This is a genomic window from Streptomyces sp. NPDC089919, assembly GCF_040684615.1.
Taxonomy (GTDB): domain Bacteria; phylum Actinomycetota; class Actinomycetes; order Streptomycetales; family Streptomycetaceae; genus Streptomyces.
Genome location: NZ_JBFBGK010000080.1, coordinates 24,868 through 42,076 on the forward strand (window position 1 = coordinate 24,868; position 17,209 = coordinate 42,076).

The following is a 17,209-nucleotide window of genomic DNA, read 5'->3' on the forward strand; positions in this document are numbered from 1 at the left end:
CCCCTCAGCCCTGGCCGAGGACCTGGAAGGGGACCGTGTCGTGGAAGTTGGCCATGTAGGCGATCTTCCCGTCGGCGATCTCGAAGAAGTTCATCACCTCGGCCTCGATGGCCTCGCCCGAGGCACTGACCGCGGTGAGGTGGGAGACCGCGGCGGCCTTGACGGTGCCGTCCGGTCCGGCGGCCTCGACGACCAGGTGCCGGGGCTCGTTCCGGAAGACCCGGTACATGGTCCCCATGCCCTTCATCATCGAACGCAGCGTCTCCAGGCCCTCGATGTGGCCGGCCAGCTGCTCGTCCATGACCTGGGCGTCGGCGAACAGGTCGCACCAGCGGTCCCAGTCACCGGCGTTGGCGCGCTCGTAGTAGTCGGTCAGGATCTGGCGTGCGTCCATCGCGCTCATCCCCTATCGGTCCCTGCGGAGGCCGTCCGGAGCGAACGGCGCCCAGAACTGGCTGAAGGCGCTGGCCGTGTCGCCGAAGAGGCCGTCCCGGCCCTCCACGACCCGGCCGTCCCGCCAGCGCATGAAGTGGAAGACCGGGTAGTCCATCCGCTCGTACGGGGACTGCGCGTCCTCCGGGGCGCCGGCCCGCAGCCCGGTGTTGCGGCACACGTCGGCCGAGCAGTCCGGACCGGTCAGGACGGCCTCGATCTCCATCCGGAAGGTGCCCCCGGTGAGCTTGTGGGTCTGCCCCATCAGCTCCAGGAAGGCGTCCAGGCTCTCGTACCAGCCCGCCAGCGGGTGGTTGCCGGGGACCAGCCACCGCAGGTCCTCGGCGTAGTACTCGAGGATCCGGGCGCGATCGCCGGAGCCGAGCGCGCGGTAGGCCGCCTCGACCCGCTGCCGCGTCACATTGGTCATGGTCCGCTCCTTCGGCGCGTCAGAGGGAGGCCGAACCCGGCATCGGGGCCAGCTTGTTGACGGTGTACGTCTTGATCAGCGGACGCCCGTCCGGGCCGGGCACCACGGTCCAGGTCTGGTCGGCGTCGAAGCCGAGCCAGACGCTGCGGGCGGCCGGTGCGTCCCAGATCTTGGCCTGCCAGTTCACCAGCACCCGGACGACGGCCCGGCCGCCCTCGATCACCGGCTCGACCTCGGTGACGGTGTGCACCTCGTCGAAGAACCGGTGGGTGACGGCCTCGTACCAGCGGCCGAAGCCGTCGTACCCGCGGAAGGTGTCCTCGGGCACCGCGAACTCCAGGTCCTCGGTGATCATCGCGAGCACCTCGGACGGCGGTACGTGCCGGTCGAGGGCGGTGTACCAGTCTCCCGCGAAGGTCCGGATCGCGTCCTCGGTGAGCCGCTCGGCGGACATGCGCGCCTCCGTGTCGTGTGTGGGTCAGATCTGGATGTCGACGAGGTAGGGGCCGGGGTGGTCGAGCATCAGGCGCACCGCGGCCGCCGCCTCGTCCGGCTTCTCCACCCGGGTGCCGCCGGCGCCCAGGGAACGGGCCAGGCCGGCGAAGTCGATCTCCGGGCGGGAGAGGTCGAAGGAGTCGGGGAAGGCGTGCTCGGGGATCTCGCGCTCCCGCCAGTACTGGGCGATGTTGTCGTCCAGCAGCCGGTACTTGCGGTTGTTGCAGACCACGAACTTCGCGGCGATGCCGTGCCGGACCGCCGTCCACAGCGCCTGGTAGGTGTACATGGAGCCGCCGTCCCCGGCGAAGCCGACGACCAGCCGGTCCGGCCGGGCCAGCTTGGCGCCCACCGCGCCGGGGAAGCCGACGCCGAGGGAGCCGCCCCGGGTGAGGTGGTAGTCGCCCGGCCGCTCGGCCGGCAGGTGGGCGGTGACCAGCGGGGAGGTGGTCAGGGCCTCGTCGAAGACGATCAGGTCGCCGCCGGTGCGCTCGGCCAGGGTCCGCAGGAAGACCGCCATGGGCGAGCCGTCCTGCTCCGTGCGCGCCGCGCCGAGCGCGGCGGCCCGCTCCCGGGTGCGGGCCGCGAGCCGGGCCCCGGCCGCGGCCCGGGCGGGCGGGTCCATCTCCCGGGCCAGTACGGGCGCCAGGGCCCGCAGCGCCTGGCGCGGGTCGGCGACCAGGCCCAGGTCGACCGGGTGGTTCTTGGCGATCTCGTAGCCGTTGAGGTCGACGTGCACGATCCGCGCCCCGTCCGCGAACGGGCTGACCAGCTCGGGGAAGACCTCGGGGAAGACGTACGTGCCGACGATCAGCACCGCGTCCGCCTCCCGCACCAGCTCCGCGCTGTGCCCGCCGAACATGTGGCCGAGCTGGCCCCGGCGCAGCGGGTGCGAGGCGGCGATGTTCACCTCGGAGGAGTCCACCTCGTACACGTCGGCGCCCAGCAGCTCGGCGACGGCGGCCAGTTCGGCCTGCGCCCCGGAGAGCGCCACCCCGTCCCCGATCAGCACCAGCGGCCGGCGCGCCCCGGCCAGCAGCCGGGCGGCCCGGCCGACGGAGGCGTCCGAGGGCGTCACGTCGGTGAGCGGGACGGTGGCCGGCAGCACCGGCTCGTCGTTGAGCTCGTCCAGCACGTCCATCGGCAGGGCCACGAAGACCGGGCCGCGGGGCGGGGTGAGCGCGATCTTCACGGCCCGGCGCACGGTCCGCAGCACCGAGCGCGGATCGGTGACCCGGGTCGCGTACTTGGTGACCGGCTTGGCCATGGCCACCAGGTCGGCCGCCATCTGCGCGTCCATCGCGTCGTACCGCACCCCGGCGTCCCCGGCGACCACCACGAGCGGGGTGTGGCCGCGCAGCGACTGGTAGAGCATGCCGATGCCGTTGCCGAGGCCGACCCCGGAGTGCAGCTGGAGCAGCGCGGCGCCGCCGGTGGCCCGGGCGTAGCCGTCCGCAATGCCCGCGGCCACCGTCTCCTGGAGGGTCAGGACGTAGCTGAAACCCTCGGCCGCGTCGGCCGCGTCGAGGAATCCCTGTTCCACTGTCCCGGGATTTCCGAACATCACGTCGAGGCCGTCGGCCTTGAATTGTTCGATGAGCCTTTCCCGGCCCGGAGTCGCACTCATGAATTCCCCCTGATTCACCACCCGTAACGGGTGAGGCCGTCCTCGAGGACTTCCACGATCTTCTGCCCCGTGAGGTACGAGTCGGGGGTGGAGCGGCCGGTGACGAACGGGAAGTCCACGATCACCGACACCGGTTTTCCGAAGTTCCCGTGGTACCTGCCGCGCGGCCCGGTCGCATCGCGCAGGATGTACTCCAGCGGGTAGGGCGGGGGGCCCATGTTGAAGTCGGTGCCGAGGAATCCGGTGCCGTCCTTGTAGTCGTACTCCTTGCAGTGGCCGGTGACGTGCTTGCCCCGGATGATGCTGGCCCGGTCGTCCCAGTCGCGGGCGAAGGCCAGGCAGGCGACCCCGTAGCACTCGGCGGCCACGACCTTGCCGGCCTTCTTGAAGGCCAGGATCAGGGCGTGCACCCGCTCGTTGTTGGCGAGGTCGACGATCGGGCCGGAGCCGCCGACGATCAGGACGGCGTCGTAGCCGGCGATGTCGGCGTCCAGCCGGTCGAGGTCGCGGTGGTACTGCTCCAGCTTCCGCAGGTAGCCCTCGTCGCTGGTGTACGGCCGCTCGGGCACCCAGGCCTCGATGTCCAGCGGGGTGTCCAGCCGGCTGGACTGCTCGAACTCGCGGCCGAGCCGGGCGTTCTCCTCGGTGGTGACCGAGCGGCCCAGCGGCGGGTCCACGTAGCTCGCGTCGAGACTGGGCGGAAGTGCGTGCGCGCGCTTTCCGGTCGGCGTCGCGAAGACGACTTCGTAGCCACGCTCGTCGAATTGGGAGACGGGCCCGATCAGTTCCTCGGCCCAGTAACCGTGTTCGGAGACAATGACCAGAATCTTTCTGCTCACGTATTCCTCCTGGCGCCGCCTGTTGTCGTTGGCGAGCACCACACTGCTGCGCTCTCGAGCCGTCGTCAAAGGCCCCGCGTGCGACTTGGTGAGGTAGCGGGCAGGGTCCCCGGGGCACCTCAGGTAGTCGGCCGCCGACGTCATGAAGTAGCCGTCGGACTCCATGACTTCGGCCGAATAGCTGAACCCGCGGCAGGGGTCCGACTTATGGTCATGACGATTTCCTCAGGGAAGGACGGGGTCCGATGGAGAACGACTCGGAGAACGGCTGCGCCCACATCGACCAGATCCGCCAAGTGACCGCCGGCTCGGAGGGCTGCGAGGAGTGCCTCGCCCTCGGGGACTCGTGGGTCCACCTGCGGCTCTGCCTCAGCTGCGGCCACGTGGGCTGCTGCGACTCGTCCAGAAACCGGCACGCGACCGGGCACTTCCACCGCACCTCCCACCCCATCGCGGCCTCGTACGAGCCGGGCGAGGACTGGGCCTGGTGCTACGCCGACAAGCTGCTGCTGGAGACGGCGTGAGCACCGCGCGGGAGCGGGCGCCCCGGGGCCCGGCGCAGGGGACCGCCCGCAAGCCCGCCGCCGGGCCGGTGCGGCCGGACGCGGAGAGCCGCAAGCCGGTCATCCTCGCGGTGGACGACGACCCGCAGGTGCTGCGGGCGGTCCGGCGCGACCTGCGCAGCGCGTACGGGGACCGGTACCGGGTACTGGGCGCCTCCTCGGCCGCCGACGCCCTCAAGATCCTGGACTCGCTGGACGAGCGGGGCCACGACCCGGCGCTGTTCCTGGTGGACCAGCGGATGCCGGACGTCACCGGCGTGGAGTTCCTGCTGGAGGCGGTCAGCCGCTTCCCGGACGCCCGCCGGGTGCTGCTGACGGCCTACGCCGAGACGGACGCGGCGATCACCGCGATCAACCGGGTCCGGCTGGACTACTACCTGCTCAAGCCCTGGGACCCGCCGCACGAGCGGCTGTTCCCGGTGCTGGACGACCTGCTGTCGGACTGGCTGGCCACCTATCGGCCCGCGTACGACGGGATCATCGTGGCCGGCCACCTGGTCTCCCCCGGCACCCATGCCGTGCGGGACTTCTTCACCCGCAACGGACAGCCGTTCCGGTTCCTGAACGTGGAGCGGGACCCGGAGGCGCTGACCCTGCTGGCCGTCCAGCCGGACGCGGCGCTGCCGCTGGTCCGCTTCCCGGACGGCAGGCTGCTGTCGGCGCCCACCGACGCGGAGCTCGCCGGCGCCCTGGGGCTGGCCACCACGGCCTCCCGGCCGCACTACGAGTGCGTGATCGTCGGCGCCGGCCCGGCCGGCCTGGCGGCCGGGGTGTACGCGGCCTCCGAGGGCCTGAGCACCCTGATGCTGGACTCCCGGGCGCCGGGCGGCCAGGCGGGCACCTCCAGCCTGATCGAGAACTACCTGGGCTTCCCCTCGGGGCTCTCCGGCGGGGACCTGACCCGCCGGGCCACCATCCAGGCGTCCCGGTTCGGCGCGGAGATCCTGCACCCGGTGGAGGTGGTCTCGCTCACCCGGGCCGACCCCGCCAAGATCCTCACCCTGGCCGACGGCACCGAGATCAGCGCCGAGACGGTGCTGCTGGCGACCGGGGTGGCCTACAACCGGCTCCAGGCCCCGGGCGCCGAGCGGTTCGAGGGGGCCGGGCTCTACTACGGCGCGGCCACCACCGAGAGTTCGGCCTGCATCTCGCAGCACGTGTTCATCGTCGGCGGTGCCAACTCCGCCGGCCAGGCCGCCGTCCACTTCGCCAAGTACGCGGCCCGGGTGACGATCCTGGTCCGGGCCGCCTCACTGGACGCGAGCATGTCCCACTACCTGATCGACGAGATCGACCGCACCCCCAACATCGAGGTCCGCACCCGCACCACGGTCACGGCCCTGGCCGGCGAGGAGCACCTGGAGCGGATCACCCTGCACGACGCGGACACCGGCGCCGACACCGAGGTCCCGGCCCGCTTCATGTTCACCTTCATCGGCGCCCGCCCGCACACGGCCTGGCTGGAGGGGGTGGTGGAGCGGGACGAGTTCGGTTTCGTGCTCACCGGCTCCGACCTGATCGCCAACGGCGGCGAGCTGCCGGCCGAGTGGAGCCTGGAGCGGGCCCCCTACCCGCTGGAGACCAGCGTGCCGGGGGTGTTCGCAGCCGGCGACGTGCGGGCGCACTCGGTCAAGCGGGTGGCCTCGGGGGTGGGCGAGGGGGCGATGGCGATCTCCCTGATCCACCGGTACCGGTCCATGGGCTGAGGCCCCGGCCGCAGGACGGGAGCGGGGGCGCGCGCCGGAACCGACCGGCGCGCGCCCCTTGCGTTCACCGGCCCGGCGGGTGCAACGTTGATTACATGATTACGCCAGAGCAGCGAGAGCAGCTCCGCGGCTGGTTCGCCGAGCGGCTTCCCATCGACGTCTACGAGAGCCTGGTCGAGGTCGCGGTCGACCGGGAGGAGATCACCGTCGTCGGCCGGCCGCCGGCCGGCGAGTCGGTGAAGGAGTTCCGCGCCCGCACCCGCGAGGCGCGCATCGAGGTGGCCCGCGAGGCCGAGGGCCTGTACCGCCGCAAGGTCGCCTGGGGCGTGGAGTCCGCCGAGGGCGAGCGGACCCTCTTCACCCACCTCGCCGTCCCCGTGATGACCCGGCTGCGCCAGTCCGAGCGCCGGGTGCTGGACACGCTGGTCGAGGGGGGCGTGGCCCGCAGCCGCGCCGACGCGCTGGCCTGGTGCGTCCGGCTGGTCGGCCGCAACACCGACGCCTGGCTGGCCGAGCTGCGCGAGTCGCTGGAGGCCGTCCAGCGGGTCCGCGCCCAGGGCCCCGACTCCATGGAGTCGGAAGAGGAATGAGGCGAACGGCTGACGGGAATCGATGATCGCGCGAAGGTTGCCGCAGCAGCTGATCACCACGGCCGGCCGATGCGGCCGAACCCACGGAGAGGCAGACCGACATGGCCACCACCGTCGAGTACATCCGCTACCGGATCGCGTTAGAGGACCAGAACGCCTTCGAGGACGCCTACCGCACGGCCGCGCAGTCGCTGGCCGCCGCCCCCGAGTGCGTCGACTACGAACTGGCCCGCTGTGAGGAGGAGCCCGAGCGGTACATCCTGCGGATCCGCTGGACCTCGGTCCGGGACCACCTCGAGGGCTTCCGCCGCGGGGAGCACTTCCCGGGCTTCTTCGGCGCCATCCGTCCGTACGTGACGGCCATCGAGGAGATGCAGCACTACCAGGTCACCGATGTGGTGGGCCCCGGCAAGGCCGCCGGAGCGGCATGAGGCGAGGCGGAGCACGATGAGCACACCCACGATCTACGAATGGATGGGCGGGGCCGAGGCGATGAACCGCCTCACCGACGCCTTCTACGGCCACGCCCTGCAGGACGAGATCCTGGCCCCGGTCTTCGCCGGGATGGACGCCGAACACCCCCAGCACGTCGCGGTCTGGCTCTCCGAGGTCTTCGGGGGCCCGGCCGAGTACACCGCCCGGCACGGCGGCCACATGCACATGGCCACCAAGCACCTGGGCCGGGGCATCACCGAGAAGCAGCGCCGCCGCTGGGTGGACCTGCTGATGGACACCGCCGACGAGGTGGGGCTGCCCACCGACCCGGAGTTCCGCGCGGTCTTCGTCTACTACATCGAGTGGGGCACGCGGATGGCCCTGATCTACTCGGGCGAGGACCCTCCGCCGGTGGACGCGGCCAAGGTACCCGTCTGGGGCTGGGGCCAGACCCCGCCCTGGATCCCGAAGGACACCGCCGCCCCGTGACCCCGGCGCCGGGTGGGGGCCCACCGCCCCCACCCGGTCGCGCCGGACCCGCCCGGGGCGCAGGATGGTGGGCAAGGGCGCGAGCGGTCGACCATCCCTGGGGGTTCCGGAGGGTCCGCCATGCCCGTGCACAGGGTCCGGCCCGATGTCAGCGTCCTCAGCGACAGCCTCGAGGTCCCCGGGATCGGCCACCTCCCCGTCAACGCCTTCGTCCTGCACGCCGCCGAGCCGGTGGTGGTCGACACCGGTCTGGGGCTGCCCGACCGGGACTTCCTGGCCCTCCTCGGCCAGGCCCTCGACCCGGCGGACGTCCGCTGGATCTGGCTCACCCACCCCGACCGGGACCACACCGGCGGGATCTTCGCCCTGCTGGAGGCGGCCCCCCGGGCCCGGGTGGTGACCACCTTCATGGGCGCCGGGATCATGTCCTGCGAACGGCCGCTGCCGATGGACCGCCTCTTCCTCCTGAACCCCGGCCAGACCCTGGACGTGGGCGACCGCACCCTCACCGGCTTCCGGCCGCCCCTCTTCGACAACCCCGCCACGGTCGGCTTCTTCGACGACGCCACCGGCGTCTGCTTCAGCTCGGACTGCTTCGGCGGCCCGATGCCGACCGCCGAGCTCGCCGAGGGCGAGGACGTCCGGGCGCTGGACGCCGCGTCGGTACGCGAGGCGCAGCTCCTGTGGGCGAGCGTGGACAGCCCCTGGGTACAGCAGGTCGACCCGATGGCCTTCGCCGGCAGCTTCGGCGAACTGCGCGCCCGGGCCCCGGAGCTGGTCCTCTCCACCCACCTGCCGGCCGCCCCCGCCATCACCGGCCCGATGATCGACACCCTCGCCTCAGCCGCCGGCCAGGCCCCCTTCGTCGGCCCCGACCAGGCAGCCCTGGAAGCTATGCTGGCGGGGTTCGAGCCGCCGACCGCGCCGGCTGCGGCGTGACCTGCGGGCCGGCCCGCCCCCCTCTGTCAGTCCACCCCGCTCACCAGCAGCGTCGTGAAGGCGGCCGCGCCGGACTCGCGCCAGTGGTCGACCACCGACTCCAGTACCTCCTGCAAGACCTCGGCCTCGCGCGGACGCGCGGCGGCGTACCGGGACCAGGAGGTGAGGGCCAGCAGCCGGCCGGGGACCTCCGGCTCCCAGGACAGGTCGGTCAGGCAGTCCGCCAGCGCGTCCCAGTTGCGGCCGAACCACGGCGGCAGGTCCAGGACCTGCGCGCACCGGTCCATCAGCGCGGCCCGGGAGCGCACCCCCGCGAGGTCCAGCCGGTACGTCCGCCAGCCGGCCTCGGCCGCGGCGGCCAGCGCCGGGGCCAGCGGATCGCCGTCCGCCCACACCCGCAGCCCGGCCGGCTCGCCCAGCGGGTCCGTCGGCTCCAGCGGATCCACGGTCATCGGAGCACCGCCTTGAAGCTCTTGTAGTGGTCGCCCGTGTAGAAGAGCTCACCGCCCTGCCCGGTCACCAGCCGGCGGGCGCCACGGTCCCGGGAGCCGGGGGTGCGGACGGTGTACTCGTGGTAGTAGCCGCGCTTCTGACGGGGCAGCACCCGCTCGAAGTTGCCGAAGACCGTGCCGTCCTGCCGGTACGGATAGGGTCCGCCCCGGTCGATCAGCAGCAGCGTGTCGCGGGCCTGCGGGGGCAGCTCGGCCGCCCGTACGACGGGCAGTCCGCCGGCCCAGTCCGGGGTGCGCACCGGCCCGGTGGAGGCGGCGGCGCTCGGCCGGGCACTCGCCCCGGCGGAGGCGGAACCGCCCGCGCCGCCCCCGCAGGCGGCCAGCGCCGCCGTGACGAGGCACAGCAGCGCCGCCGCGAGCGTCCGGCGCAGCCGACGGGTCGCATTGCGCACGATCATGCCCCCGATGCTGCCAAACAACCCGTCGGGGCGCGAACCAGGCGTTCCCGGCTCCCCTCCCCGCCCGGCCACCGGCTCAGTCGTCCGGGTCGGCCCGCTCCAGCGCCGGCCGGGCGCCCGGCGCGGACTCGGTCAGCAGGTAGTCGGCCACCGCGGTGTCCGTGACCAGGCTGGTCACCAGCCCGGAGCGGAGCACCGCGCCGATGGCCGCGGCCTTGCGCAGCCCGCCGGCGATCGCCACGACCTCGGGAATCCGGCGCAGCCGGTCGGCCTCGACCGTGATGCACCGCTCGCCCAGGTCCCGGCCGACCCGGCGGCCGTCCTTGTCGAAGAGGTGAGCCGACATCTCGGCGGCCACGCCCAGCGAGGCGTAGTGCGCCCGCTCCTCGTCGGTGAGCATGTCGTGGACGGTGGAGATGCCCGGCTCCCAGGAACCGATGGAGACCGCCGCGACGGTGACCTTGTCGAAGTACTCGAAGGCCCGGGCGATGCCGGTCTGGTTGCGCAGCGCGGCCGCGGTGGCCGGGTCCGGCAGCAGCATCGGCGCGTAGATGGGGTGCGCGTCGCCGCCGGAGACCTGCGCGGCGCGGCGGACCGCCTCCACCGAGCCCCGCTCGGCGGTCCCGGCGTCGTACACGCCGGTCAGCTGGACGACGGTGCAGGGCGGCAGCCGGTGCAGGGCCGCCGCCATGTGGATGGTCGAGCGGCCCCAGGCCAGGCCCAGCACGTCGCCTTCGTTGACCAGCTCGCCGAGCAGGTCGGCGGCGACCGCGCCGAGGTTCTCCGGGTCCGGGGCGTCCTCGGAGGTGTCGGCCGGGGACTCCACGACGACCGCGTGCCGCAGCCCGTAGCGGGCCCGCAGCGCGTCGGAGCGCTCCGCGTCCAGCTCGGCCGGGACGCGGATCTCGATCCGCACGAGGTCGCGCTCGAGGGCGGTCTCCAGGACCCGGGCCACCTTGAAGCGGCTCACGCCGAACTCCTCGGCGATCTGGATCTTGGACTTGCCCTCCAGGTAGAAGCGACGGGCCATGGCCGCCGCCTGCACCAGCTCCGCGGGTCCCATCCGCAGGGCTGAGCGTCCCGCCGATACACCAGACACCGCGATCTCCTCACTGCTGTTCACACTCTCGACTCGCCGTTCATCCTGTCAGATCCGGCGGCCGTTGATCAGCCCGGAAGGCAGTCGTTCACCGAGCTGTTCACCGAGCTTTCTTCTGCTTGCGCCCGGGCCGCGCCCATGCGTCCCGGGCGTCTCCCGGCCCTCAGTGGTCGCAGGCCCAGGGGGCCGCGGCGATGGCCGCACCGGCCTGCTCGCGCAGGGTCCGGACCGCCTCGGCCGGGTCCGCCGCGCCGTACACCGCGGAGCCGGCGACGAACACGTCGGCGCCGGCCTCCGCGCACCGCTCGATGGTCGAGGCCGAGACCCCGCCGTCGACCTGGAGCCAGAGCTCGAGACCGTGCTTGGCGATCAGCTCCCGGGTCCGGCGGATCTTGGGCAGCATCACGTCCAGGAAGGACTGGCCGCCGAAGCCGGGCTCCACGGTCATGATCAGGAGCATGTCCAGCTCGGGCAGGATGTCCTCGTACTGCTCGATGGGGGTGGCGGGCTTGAGCGCCATCGAGGCCCGGGCGCCCTTGGCCCGGATCTCCCGGGCCAGCCGGATCGGCGCTCCCGCCGCCTCCGCGTGGAAGGTGACCGACCCGGCGCCGGCCTCGACGTACTGCGGGGCCCAGCGGTCCGGGTTCTCGATCATCAGATGCAGGTCCAGCGGGATGTCCGTGGCCCGGCTGAGCGATTCCACGATCGGCACGCCGAGCGTCAGGTTGGGGACGAAGTGGTTGTCCATGACGTCGACGTGGAGCCAGTCGGCGCCCTCGACCGCCTTCGCCTCCTCGGCGAGCCGGGCGAAGTCCGCGGACAGGATGCTGGGATTGATCTGAACGGCCATGCCCCAAGCCTGCCATGCCCTGGGCCTTCCCCGGGTGCCGGCCCTTTCGCGCGCTCCGCCCCCGAACCTCGCGGGGTCCCCCGGCGGGCGGTCGGGACGGGCGGGTCCCCGGAACAGGCCCAAGCCCTCCACGACCTCTCCGGCCGACCTCAAGCCCTGACCTCAAGCACTGACCTCAGGCAGTCCGCCGCAACAGCGCCAGATACATCGCGTCCGTCCCGTGCAGATGCGGCCACAGCTGTACGTCCGGCCCGTCGCCCAGCGCCGGGATGCCGCCCATCAGCGGGCGGGCGTCGATGAACTCCGCCGAGACCGGCTCGGCCTTGGCGCCCCGGCCCTTGAGGACGTCGTCCACCACGATCCGGGTCTCGGCCAGGTGCGGCGAGCAGGTCGCGTAGCCGACCACGCCGCCGACGCGTACCGCGCTCAGCGCCTCGCGCAGCAGTGCGCGCTGGAGCGGGGCGAAGCCCTCCAGGTCGGCCGGGCGGCGGCGCCAGCGGGCTTCGGGGCGGCGGCGCAGGGCGCCCAGGCCGGAGCAGGGCACGTCCATCAGGACCCGGTCGAAGGAGCCGGGGCGCCACGGCGGCCGGGTGCCGTCGGCCGCGATGACCTGGTAGGGGCCGGGGTTGCCGGCCAGCGCGCGGGCCACCAGCCCGGCGCGGTGCGGCTGCTTCTCGGAGGCGAGCAGCATCGCCCCCCTCTCGGCGGCCAGCGCGGCCAGCAGGGCGGCCTTGCCGCCGGGGCCCGCGCAGCCGTCCAGCCAGCGCTCGTCGGACCCCTCGACGGGTGCGTTGGCCAGCGCGATGGCCACCAGCTGGCTGCCCTCGTCCTGGACGCCGGCCCGGCCCTCCCGGACCGCCTCGATCGCACCCGGCTCGCCGCCCTCGGCCAGTCGGACGGCGTACGGCGACCAGCGGCCGGGCAGCCCCGAGTCCACGCCGGCCGCGCCGAGCAGTTCCTCGGGGGTGGACCGGCCCGGGCGGGCGACCAGGGTCACCTCGGGGCGTTCGTTGTCCGCCTCCAGCAGGTCCTCGATGCCGGCCCGGCCGCCGCCGAGGGCGTCCCACAGGGCGGAGACCACCCAGCGCGGGTGCGAGTGGACCACGGCGAGGTGGTCCTCGGCGTCGTCCTCGTACGCGGGGGCCACCTTGGCCAGCCAGCCGTCGAGGTCGTCCGCGGCGATCTTGCGCAGGACGGCGTTGACGAACTTCGCCCGCCCGTCGCCGAGCACCACCCGGGCCAGCTCCACGCTGGCGGAGACCGCGGCGTGGGTGGGGATGCGGGTGCCCAGCAGCTGGTGGGCACCGAGGGAGAGGACGTCGAGCACCGGCGGGTCGACCTCGCGCAGCGGCCGGTCCACACAGGCCGAGATCACCGCGTCGTAGGTGCCCTGGCGGCGCAGGGTGCCGTAGACCAGCTCGGTGGCGAGCGCCGCGTCCCGCGCGTCGAAGGTGCCGCCCTTGGCCTCGGCGGCCTCCCGGGCCTTGCGCAGCAGCGGGGGCAGGACGAGGTTGGCGTAGGCGTCCCGCTCGTCCACGGCCCGCAGCGCCTCGAAGGCGAGGATGCGGACCGGGTCCTTCTGGGGGCGGCGGTAGGGCTTGGCCGGGCGCTTGGCCTGGCCGCCCTGCTGGGCGGCGGGACGGCGACGGGGCTGGTCGGTCACGTGAAAGGTGCTCCGCTGAGGATGGTGGTGCGAACGTGCGAACCCCCTCAGCGTACGTCGGCGCCCGCCGCCCGCCCTCTCAGGGTGCGGGCGGCGGGACCGCTGCTCAGCCGCCCAGCGACTCGCCGGCGGCGATCCGCACCCCACGGGCCCAGTCGGCGGCCTTCATCGGCTTCTTGCCCTGGGGCTGCACCCACAGCAGTTCGACGGCGTGCGAGCCGGTGCCGACGTACACGTTGTTCTTGGCCGGGGCGAGCTCGCCGGGCGCGAGATCCGTGCGGTCCGGCACCAGCGCCAGCGAGATCAGCTTCAGCCGCTCGCCGCGGAAGAGCGTCCAGGCGCCGGGCGCCGGGGTGCAGCCGCGGACGATCCGGTCGGCGCGCAGCGCCGGCGCCGCCCAGTCGACCTGGGCGTCCTCGACGTTGATCTTGGGGGCCAGCGAGATGCCGTCGGCGGGCTGCGGGACGGCGCGCAGGGTGCCGTCCTCGATCCCGTCCATGGTGGCCGCCAGCAGTCCGGCCCCGGCGAAGGCGAGCCGGGTCAGCAGGTCGCCGCTGGTGTCGGTGGCCCGGATCTCCTCGGTGAGCACGCCGTAGACCGGGCCGGAGTCCAGCCCCTCCTCGATGAGGAAGGTGGAGGCGCCGGTCACCTCGTCCCCGCCCATGATCGAGTGCTGGACCGGGGCGGCGCCGCGCCAGGCCGGCAGCAGCGAGAAGTGCAGGTTGACCCAGCCGCGGGCGGGGATCTCCAGGGCGGACTTGGGCAGCAGCGCGCCGTAGGCCACCACGGGGCAGCAGTCGGGGGCGATCTCGCGCAGCCGCTGCTGGAAGTCGGGGTCGCGCGGCCGGACCGGCTTGAGCACCTCGATGCCGGCCTCCTCGGCGCGCTGGGCCACCGGGCTGGCGACCAGCCGCCGGCCGCGGCCGGCGGGCGCGTCGGGACGGGTCACCACGGCGGCGACCTCGTGCCGGCCGGAGGCGATCAGGGCGTCGAGGGCGGGCACGGCCACCTCGGGGGTGCCTGCGAAGACGAGCTTCACTTGGGGTCTTACCTCGCTTTGCGGCGGGCGGCTGGGGCGGGCGTCCAGTCTATGGGCCGTACCGGGGACCGCCATCGGCGGGCGCCCGGCCACCGGTGGGGGCGTACGCACACACGCGCGCCTCTCGCATATGCCGACACGCCCCTGGAGCGTGACTTCCTCGGCATTTGGAGCGTTGGTCAAGAGAGATTGACCGAAACGGGCCGCAATGTGCGCCGCCCGATCCGATCCAACGCCGGTTCGAGAGGCTTGTTCATGGCCGACCACGCCACCCACGACGCTCAAGCGAGGGCCAGCCTGCATCTGCTGGTGCGGGACATCGAGCGGGTCCGCCGTCAGGTGGACGCGCTGCGTACGCTCACCGCCCAGCTGGGCAACGTCTACCGCCCCCGTCGTTCCGGGCCCTCCACGGGCTTCGTCGTGTACGGGCGGGCCCCCGCCCCCACCGTCCGACTGGCCCAGGAGCTGCGCGACAGCGTCGAGACGCTGGTGACCGCGGCGGTGGACTTCGACCGCTCGCTCGGCTTCTCGTGGGACGCGGTGGGCTCCGCCCTCGGCGTCACCAAGCAGGCGGTGCACCGGCGGTACGGCGCCCGCCGGGCCGGTGCCGCGACCGCCCCGGAGGCCGCGGAGCCGCTGGTCGAGGGCACCACCACGCGCACCCTGGGCATGCCGACCGTGCCCGCGGCGCGCTCGATGCCGGCCCAGCTGACCGCCTCCCCCGCGCTGCGCGAGGACGGCCCCCGCCCCGCCGCCTTCCCCGGCCCGCGCACGGGCTGAGCCGCCCCGGCTCCGCGGCACCCTCCGGCCCCCGCCGGGGGGTGCGGAGCCCGGACCGGCTCAGCCGATGTCCGCTCAGCCGATGTCCGGGGGGTCGATGCGGATCCGGATCGGATCCCCGGCGGGTGCCCCCCGGGTGAGCCGGGCCACCTGCGCGGCCTTCAGCGCCGCGGCCAGCGCCGCCCCGGACCCGGGCGGCACCCGCACCAGCGCCCGGACGCCCGGCGAGCGGGGTCCCGCCACCGGCACCGGGCCCAGCACCTCGGCGTCCGCCGGCAGTCCGGCGGTGGCCAGGAACTCCTCCACCGACTCGGCCCGGCCCGCCACCGCCGCCATCCGCGACACCGGCGGGAAGCGCAGCTCGGCCCGCTCCGACAGCTCGCGCACCGCGTGGCCGACCGGGTCCCAGCGGACCAGCGCCTGGACCGGCCGGAGCGTGGGCTCGGCCACCACCACGACCGTGCCGGTCCCCCGGACCAGCGCGGCCGCCCCGATCCAGCGGCGCAGCGCCTCCTCCCCCGCCCGCAGGTCGGGCCGGCCGAGCATCGCCCAGCCGTCCAGCAGCAGGGCGGCGGCGTACCCGGACCCCTCGGCCACCGGCTCGGCCCCCGGGGTGCTCACGATCAGCGCCGGCCGGTCCGGTACGGAGTCCAGGACGTGGTCCCGCCCCGAGGTGCGCACCGGGACCGCCGGGAAGGCGCGCCCCAGTTCCTCGGCGGTCCGCCGGGCGCCCACCACGCTGGCCCGCAGCCGCACCGCACCGCAGGCGGTGCAGTGCCAGGAGGGCTCCCCCCGGCCGCACCAGCCGCACCGCAGCGCCCGCTCGTCCGGGGCCTCCAGCGGCCCCTGGCAGGCCCGGCAGCGGGCCGGGGTCCGGCAGCGCTCGCAGGCCAGCCGGGGGACGTAGCCGCGCCGGGGCACCTGCACCAGCACGGGGCCGTGCGCCAGGCCCTCCCGGACGGTCTGCCAGGCCAGGCTGGGCAGCCGGGCGGCCCGGGCGGCGCCGTCCCGGGCCAGCTCCTCCTCGCCGACCGTGCGGACCAGCGGCGCGGCGGTGCGGACCTGCTCGCGGCCGGCCACCAGCGGGCGCGCCCAGCCGGTCTCCACCAGCTGGGCCGCCTCGACCGTGCAGCCGGTGGCGCCGAGCAGGAAGCCGCAGTCCTCGTGGGCCGCGCGCAGCTCCAGCACCTCCCGGACGTGCGGGAAGGGGGCGTGGTCGTCGGCGTGGCTGGAGTCCCCGTCGTCCCAGACGGCCACCAGGCCGAGGTCGCGGACCGGCGCGAACATCGCGGCGCGGGTGCCGATGACGGCCTTGACCGCCCCGCGGTGCACGGCCAGCCACTGCCGGTAGCGCTTCTCGGGACCGGACTCGGCGGTCAGCAGGGCGTGCCGGCCCGGGCCGAGCAGGGCGGTGAGCGCGGCGTCCAGCCGGGCCGCCGCGCGCCCGTCGGGCAGTACGGCGAGCGCGCCCCGTCCGGAGGCGAGGGCCGCGGCGATGGCGCGGGCCAGTTCCTCGGGCCAGGTCGGGCCGGGCAGCGCGGTCCACACCGCCCGCGGGGTGCCGCCGGTGGCCAGGGCGCGCAGGAAGGCCGGGCCGGCGGGGTACCGGCTCCAGCTCCCGAGCTCGGGCACCGGCGGCGCGGGCAGCGGCTCCGGGGAGGGCTTGGCCTCGGCCTTGGCGTTGCGCGGCGGCAGGGCGAGCTGGAGGACGTCGGCCAGGCTGCCGGCGTACCGGTCGGCGACCGCGCGGGTCAGGGCGAGCAGGGCGGGGGTGAGCACCGGCTCCGGGGAGACCACCTGGGCCAGGGCCGCCAGGGGGCCGCTGTAGTCGCTCTCGGCCCGCCGCTCGACGATGAAGCCGTCGATCAGCCGGCCGCCCTCCCGGCGTCCGCCGCGGACCTGGCCGGCGCCGGCCCCGAAGCGGACCCGGACCCGGACCCCGGGCTGCGCGGTGGCGGCCAGCTCCTCGGGGACGGCGTAGTCCCAGAGCTGGTCGAGGTGGAGCACGCCTTTGTTGACCAGGATCCGGGCGACCGGGAGCTCCTGGGCGAGGGCGGCGCCGCGCCAGGTGCGGGGCTTGGCCTTGGGCGCGGCGGCCTGCGCCGCGCGGACCGTCTCGCGGATGAGAGCAAGCTGCTCGGGCGGCCCCCCGGCCTGCTCGCCTGATTCGTTCTCGCTGCTCACACCAGCATTCTTACCAAAGCGCACCGACAGCGCGGGCGCCCCCGGGGCACGGAACGCGGACGGGGGCCGGCCGGGGGGGGGGGGGGGGGGGCGGCGGGGGGTGGGGGGCGGGGGGGGGTGAGTGCGGGGGGGGGGGGCC

General features: G+C 74.3%; 19 protein-coding genes. 7 read left to right on the forward strand and 12 right to left on the reverse strand.

Going from position 1 to position 17,209, the window contains the following annotated elements; all coding sequences use genetic code 11:
- Window positions 1–4: 4 nt before the first annotated feature.
- From AB0O40_RS27070 to AB0O40_RS27090, 5 genes are read right to left on the reverse strand one after another with little or no spacing between them, the layout of a single operon-like run.
- Window positions 5–394, reverse strand: coding sequence for a nuclear transport factor 2 family protein (locus AB0O40_RS27070; RefSeq protein ID WP_365046947.1), 390 nt, complete (start codon window positions 392–394; stop codon window positions 5–7).
- A 12-nt stretch (window positions 395–406) separates the two neighbouring features.
- A complete protein-coding gene (locus tag AB0O40_RS27075) occupies window positions 407–862 on the reverse strand; it encodes a nuclear transport factor 2 family protein (protein WP_365046950.1) in 456 nt (151 codons plus the stop codon).
- A 19-nt stretch (window positions 863–881) separates the two neighbouring features.
- Window positions 882–1,316 carry a nuclear transport factor 2 family protein gene (locus tag AB0O40_RS27080; RefSeq protein ID WP_365046953.1) on the reverse strand — a complete coding sequence of 145 codons (435 nt, stop codon included), beginning with the start codon at window positions 1,314–1,316 and terminating at the stop codon, window positions 882–884.
- Between the two features lie 24 nt (window positions 1,317–1,340).
- A complete protein-coding gene (locus AB0O40_RS27085; RefSeq protein ID WP_365046956.1) occupies window positions 1,341–2,984 on the reverse strand; it encodes a thiamine pyrophosphate-binding protein in 1,644 nt (547 codons plus the stop codon).
- 14 nt (window positions 2,985–2,998) lie between these two features.
- Complete coding sequence (locus AB0O40_RS27090) at window positions 2,999–3,823, reverse strand: type 1 glutamine amidotransferase domain-containing protein (protein ID WP_365046959.1); 825 nt, start codon at window positions 3,821–3,823, stop codon at window positions 2,999–3,001.
- A gap of 245 nt (window positions 3,824–4,068) precedes the next feature.
- On the opposite strand from AB0O40_RS27090, the gene AB0O40_RS27095 reads away from it, so the two are divergent.
- From AB0O40_RS27095 to AB0O40_RS27120, 6 genes are all read left to right on the forward strand, one after another.
- The gene (locus AB0O40_RS27095) at window positions 4,069–4,347 is read left to right on the forward strand and encodes a UBP-type zinc finger domain-containing protein (protein WP_365046962.1); all 279 of its coding nucleotides are present in this window, start codon (window positions 4,069–4,071) and stop codon (window positions 4,345–4,347) included.
- Window positions 4,348–4,415: 68 nt separating this feature from the next.
- Window positions 4,416–6,092 (forward strand): FAD-dependent oxidoreductase, encoded by a 1,677-nt coding sequence (locus AB0O40_RS27100; protein WP_365047000.1) that lies wholly within the window; start codon window positions 4,416–4,418, stop codon window positions 6,090–6,092.
- Between the two features lie 95 nt (window positions 6,093–6,187).
- Complete coding sequence (locus AB0O40_RS27105) at window positions 6,188–6,682, forward strand: hypothetical protein (protein ID WP_365046965.1); 495 nt, start codon at window positions 6,188–6,190, stop codon at window positions 6,680–6,682.
- A gap of 101 nt (window positions 6,683–6,783) precedes the next feature.
- Complete coding sequence (locus AB0O40_RS27110; RefSeq protein WP_365046968.1) at window positions 6,784–7,113, forward strand: antibiotic biosynthesis monooxygenase family protein; 330 nt, start codon at window positions 6,784–6,786, stop codon at window positions 7,111–7,113.
- 16 nt (window positions 7,114–7,129) lie between these two features.
- The gene (locus tag AB0O40_RS27115) at window positions 7,130–7,606 is read left to right on the forward strand and encodes a group II truncated hemoglobin (protein ID WP_365046971.1); all 477 of its coding nucleotides are present in this window, start codon (window positions 7,130–7,132) and stop codon (window positions 7,604–7,606) included.
- A gap of 120 nt (window positions 7,607–7,726) precedes the next feature.
- Entirely contained in the window at window positions 7,727–8,545 is an 819-nt protein-coding gene (locus AB0O40_RS27120) for an MBL fold metallo-hydrolase (RefSeq protein ID WP_365046974.1), read from the forward strand.
- A 26-nt stretch (window positions 8,546–8,571) separates the two neighbouring features.
- On the opposite strand, the gene AB0O40_RS27125 is transcribed toward AB0O40_RS27120, so the two are convergent.
- From AB0O40_RS27125 to fmt, 6 genes are all read right to left on the reverse strand, one after another.
- Complete coding sequence (locus AB0O40_RS27125) at window positions 8,572–8,997, reverse strand: barstar family protein (RefSeq protein WP_365046977.1); 426 nt, start codon at window positions 8,995–8,997, stop codon at window positions 8,572–8,574.
- Window positions 8,994–9,455 (reverse strand): ribonuclease domain-containing protein, encoded by a 462-nt coding sequence (locus AB0O40_RS27130; protein ID WP_365046980.1) that lies wholly within the window; start codon window positions 9,453–9,455, stop codon window positions 8,994–8,996. Before AB0O40_RS27130 ends, AB0O40_RS27125 begins: the two co-directional genes overlap by 4 nt.
- 76 nt (window positions 9,456–9,531) lie before the next feature.
- Window positions 9,532–10,578: a sugar-binding domain-containing protein gene (locus tag AB0O40_RS27135; protein WP_365046983.1), complete on the reverse strand. Its 1,047-nt coding sequence runs from the start codon at window positions 10,576–10,578 to the stop codon at window positions 9,532–9,534.
- A 139-nt stretch (window positions 10,579–10,717) separates the two neighbouring features.
- Window positions 10,718–11,404, reverse strand: a complete 687-nt coding sequence (rpe, locus tag AB0O40_RS27140) for a ribulose-phosphate 3-epimerase (RefSeq protein WP_365046986.1) — start codon at window positions 11,402–11,404, stop codon at window positions 10,718–10,720.
- 175 nt (window positions 11,405–11,579) lie between these two features.
- Complete coding sequence (locus AB0O40_RS27145) at window positions 11,580–13,067, reverse strand: transcription antitermination factor NusB (RefSeq protein ID WP_365046989.1); 1,488 nt, start codon at window positions 13,065–13,067, stop codon at window positions 11,580–11,582.
- A 106-nt stretch (window positions 13,068–13,173) separates the two neighbouring features.
- Window positions 13,174–14,106 carry a methionyl-tRNA formyltransferase gene (fmt, locus tag AB0O40_RS27150; protein ID WP_365046992.1) on the reverse strand — a complete coding sequence of 311 codons (933 nt, stop codon included), beginning with the start codon at window positions 14,104–14,106 and terminating at the stop codon, window positions 13,174–13,176.
- 255 nt (window positions 14,107–14,361) lie between these two features.
- Between fmt and AB0O40_RS27155 the strand changes: the two genes are divergently transcribed.
- The gene (locus tag AB0O40_RS27155; protein WP_365046995.1) at window positions 14,362–14,886 is read left to right on the forward strand and encodes a hypothetical protein; all 525 of its coding nucleotides are present in this window, start codon (window positions 14,362–14,364) and stop codon (window positions 14,884–14,886) included.
- A 75-nt stretch (window positions 14,887–14,961) separates the two neighbouring features.
- Here the strand turns inward: AB0O40_RS27155 and AB0O40_RS27160 are convergent, their stop codons facing one another.
- Window positions 14,962–17,070 (reverse strand): primosomal protein N', encoded by a 2,109-nt coding sequence (locus AB0O40_RS27160; RefSeq protein ID WP_365046998.1) that lies wholly within the window; start codon window positions 17,068–17,070, stop codon window positions 14,962–14,964.
- Window positions 17,071–17,209 lie beyond the last annotated feature (139 nt).